Origin of the sequence: Streptomyces sp. AB3(2024) (assembly GCF_041862025.1) — a bacterium.
GTDB lineage: Bacteria > Actinomycetota > Actinomycetes > Streptomycetales > Streptomycetaceae > Streptomyces.
This window is the reverse complement of the sequence record NZ_JBGWAB010000262.1, coordinates 1-4,272: the sequence shown is the minus strand read 5'-3', so window position 1 is coordinate 4,272 and position 4,272 is coordinate 1. Positions and strand designations below refer to the sequence as shown.

The window sequence follows — 4,272 nt, the reverse complement described above, 5'->3', positions numbered from 1 at the left end:
CCACAGAAATAAAAACACAAACCCACACCTCCACCCCCCCCCCCCGCTCGCCCCACCCCTGGAACACCCCCCCGCCCGGCGCCGACCACCGCCCCCCACGGCCCACCCCACCGGCTCTTTCGTTTGTGGTGAAGCGGTCAGGTGCGATGCGGACCCGACTCTGGTCGTTCGCCCTCCGGCGGCCAGGTCGCGCGGTCGCGGTGGTGGTTGAATTCCGCCAGTTCGCGGGCCAGGACGTCGAAATGGGGGAGCGGGGCCCACAGGCCGCGCTCCCCGATGACGTAGAGGCGGCGCTTGGCACGGCTCGCGGCGACGTTGAGCAGGTGCGGGGTGCGGGCCGCCCACTCGCGGGCCCCGGGGCGGCCACCGCCGAGCACGAGGATGACCACGTCGGCCTCCTTGCCCTGTGCCCGGTGGACGGTGGCACAGCGTTCGTCGAGGAGCTCGACGGTCCAGCCTTCACGGTCGCCACAGATCCTCTTGCACTCGGCGACCAGGGCCCGGAACGGGGCGATGACGCGTACGCGCTCCACACCCACCCCGTGCCGGTCCAGGAGGTCGAGGACGAACTCGAAGGCACGGCGGTCGCGTTCGCCCCACGGGGCGTCGGCCGGGCGGGCCGGGTCATCGGTGTTGAGCCAGCGGCTGGGCAGCAGCCCGTCGCGTTCCCCGTCGGGGAACGCCTTTTGTTCGGTGCCGTAGACCATGAGGCCGCCGTAGGCGACGTCATTGCTGACGGTGAACATCGGTTCTTCGCAGCGGCGGTGGACGCGCAGCGGTGAACCGACCCAGACGTGCTCGTCGTCCCCGTCAGGGGTCGGCAGGTAGGTGCCGTAGCGGTTGGTCCGGTCGGCCACGGCCTGGGCCGAGGTGGCCGACGGCAGCCACCGCTCGTCGACGCCGTAGGCGCGCAGCAGTCGGCGCTGCAGACCCGTGGGCATGGTGACGACGGGCTCCAACTGGAGAGGATCGCCGACCAGAACGGCGCGGCGGGCGCGCCACAGCGCGCCCACGGCGGCCTGTGGCGTGGCCTGCCCGGCCTCGTCGACGAGCAGCCAGCCGATCGACTCCCGGCCGAGGCGCGCGAACATGCTGCCGACGGAGGAGAACGTGGTGGAGACGACGGGGACCAGGAGGAAGAGGGTCTGCCAGGCGTGCTCGACCTGTTCGTCCGGCAGCGGCCCGTTCGTCCCGGCCATCAGCTCCACGAGGACCTGGAGATTGCCCCGGACCTTCTTCGCGGCCCCGGCCACGAAGGCCCGGTGCAGGTCGAGAGCGCGCAGGAACAGGTCGCTGCGCGCGGTGGACCACGCCTCGTCGGACCAGGGGGAGCCGAGTTCCTGATCGGCTTCGTCGAGGTGCAGCCAGTCGAGGGGCAGTGAGGGGAGGGTCCGGGCCGCCTGCCTCAGTTCGTGGTGGCGCCCGTCGAGCTCGGTCACGGCGGCCCGTAGATCGCGGCGGGCCGCGTCGGCGGCCTGCCGGGCCCGCCGCACGGCGGTGTCCGCCGCGGCCTGGCGGGCGTGCGCGGTCCGTTCGTTCGCGAGGGCGGTGGTGAGGGCGGCGGCGGCTTCGTCGACGGTGGTGGCGGCCCAGGAGCTCAGGCCTACGGCCAGGGACTCGGCGCGTACGGCTGCGGCGACCTGCTCCAGGGAGCCGTCGAGGGAGGCGCGCTGCTGGACGAGCAATTGCGCGATCTCGGCCTGGGTGCGTTCCTGCCGCCATTCGGCCGCCTGCCGGTCGGCGGAGCTCTGCAGCAGGCGCCGCAGCCCGGCGCGCAGGCCCCGCTCGACGGCAGGCGGTGCGTCCCGGTGGGCAGTGAGCGCGGTGACGTACTCGCGGTGGTGTGCGGCCAGCTCACGGGCGGCCGACAGGTCCGCACGGGCGGTGGCCAGCTCCTGCCGGGCCCGTGGCACGTGCTCGGTGGCCGTTCGGTGTCCGGCCTCGGCCGCGGCGGTGGCGCTCCGTGCTGCGCCGGTGGCGGCGGCGGCCCGTTCCAGGGCGGCCATCGCGGCGGTGACCTGCTGGTCCGCGCGGGGGACGGCGGCTTCCAGGTCCGCGATCCGCTGCGCGGCCGCCGGGGACTCGATGGCTGCCAGTGCCCGGGCCGGCCGCACACGCCCGGCGCGCAGGCGCTCGACCTCGGCCTGGGCGGTTCGGAAGGCGGCGACGGCGGCGGTCCACGACGGCACGGGCTCGGCGGGCCCGGCCACCGAGTCCCGGTCCCCCGGGGCGGCGGGCCGGCGGCTGCCGGGCGCGGCCCTCGGCGGGATCCAGTCGCTCAGGACATAGTGCATGCCGCGCAGCGGTGGCAGCCCTGCCGCGGACCGGGCGTCGGCCTCCTTCTTGGGCAGCCGCCCCCACCAGAACCGTTCGCCGAACTCCTTGCGGTTGGTCTTGTTGCCGAGCACCGCCGCGATCAAACCCCACGCAGGGCCGCCGAGGAGGGCGGAGGCGAGGTCGGAGAAATGGTCGGGGCCGTCGTGCCAGTGCTCACCGAGCGCGCCGATGCCGGGCAGTTCGGCGGTGATGTTCTCGACCGCGCCGTTGTTGGAGGAGGCGACCACGATCTCGAACCCGGTCAGCCGGGGGTCGAGCCGCGACACGAACCGCGCGTGCCCGCCCTGCCGGTCCCTGCCCCGCCACGCCGGACCGGTGAAGGCCTGTCCGGGCCGGTCGAACGTGGCCAACACCGCCGCCCGCTCGACCACCAGCGCGGCGACCAGGTCGCGCAGCATCGTCGTCTTGCCCGTGCCGGGCGGGCCGTTCACGGAGAACAGCCCGCCCTCGGTGCCCGCGCGGTCGGCGAGCATCCGGTCGACCGCGAACTGCTGGCTCAGCGCGAGCGGGAACCGTGCCGGGGCGGGCCACCGACCGGCCGGAACCATCTCCGGATCCACGCCGGCCAGGACGACTCCGCGCTCCCGGCGCACATCGGTCCGCATTCCCACGGCGACGGCATCGTGCTCGGACAGATACGCGCCCAGGGCCGGGCCGATCCCCTTGCCGACACCGTCGGCCACGCGCGCGAGGTCGGGAGGGAGCAAGCTGTTCAGGAAAGGCGCCGCCGCGGCAGCCTTCGCCTGTGGATCCCGAGGCCGGGGGACCAGCCGGCTCCGTACCCGGACCACCCGGGGCCGTAGCCGGTCCTGTACCCCGCAGAGGTCGGCGATCTGCGCGGTCAGGGCGACGAGATCGGCCAACCCGAGCGCACGGGGACCACAGGCGCCCCCGTACGCGTCGAACACGTCCGCGGAGTCGGCCGGTGCCCGTTCGGGAACGCTCCCGCCACGGTCCGGATGCCCGGACTCCGCCGGGTCTGCGGCAGGTCGGCGGGCCGCGGCCCAGTCGGCGGCACGGCGCACCAGGGGCTCGGCCGCGCCCTGCAGGGCGGCGCCGGCGACCTCGCCGAACAGGGCCCCGACCGCGCCGACGGCGGCGCCGCCCAGGATCTCGCCGAGCAGTCGCTGCCAGCTCACGCGGTCGGTCCCCGCCGCGGTTCCCGGTCCACGGCCGGAGCCGGGCCGCTGCTCGTACGCCGTGCCGGGGGCCGGGGCGGCGGAGCCGTAGGGGATCGCGGTGGCCGTCAGCTCGTCGATCGCCGCGCCGAACGCCTCGTCGAGGTCCTCGAAGCCGTCCAGCCAACCCGGTGCGGAGGGTCCCGGATCGAAGAGGCGGCCGGTGGCCCAGGCGCAGGCGGAGATCACGGACGTGTCCTCCACCGGTCGCCCCTCATCGTCCACGACCAAGGCGAACATCGCGCTCTGGCCCGGCAGCGTCAGCTCGGACTGGGGCACACCGGGATCCGGATCGGTCCCCGCGGGCAGTACGGCGATCATCGCCTGGCGGAGCAGTTCCAGATCGAAGACCCCGCAATAGACGTCGTGCCGCCACATCCGGCCGTTCGGTGCCCGTCGTGCGCCCGTATCCGGATGGTCGGCATCCCACGGCAGGTGCGGCGCCACCCGTCCCGGCAGCGGCGTCAGGTCGACGATGTACTCGTTCCTCGGCCCGGACCGTGCGGCGGGACGCCGTCGGGGTAATGCCGGGATGCCGGGAGGACCGAACAGCTCGATGGCGCGCCAGCATTCCAGCAGCGCTTCCCGGCGGTGGTCCTGCCCCTGTCGGCTCCGCACTCCCCGCCCCCTGTGACGTGCGCGGCACCCGGCCGCTTCTCTTGCCGATCGGCTGTTGATCGAATCTAACGGACCCCCGGGCCGCCGGGGGGGGGGGGCGGGGGGCGGGCGGGGGGGGGGCGTGGGGGGGCAAGTTGTT

At 74.6% G+C, this 4,272-nt stretch carries 1 protein-coding gene; it reads right to left on the bottom strand.

The annotated features are described in order from the left end of the window. Positions 1-137 precede the first annotated feature (137 nt). Positions 138-4,133, bottom strand: coding sequence for an AAA domain-containing protein (locus ACEPPI_RS39990; protein WP_373920158.1), 3,996 nt, complete (start codon positions 4,131-4,133; stop codon positions 138-140). Between the last annotated feature and the right edge of the window lie 139 nt (positions 4,134-4,272).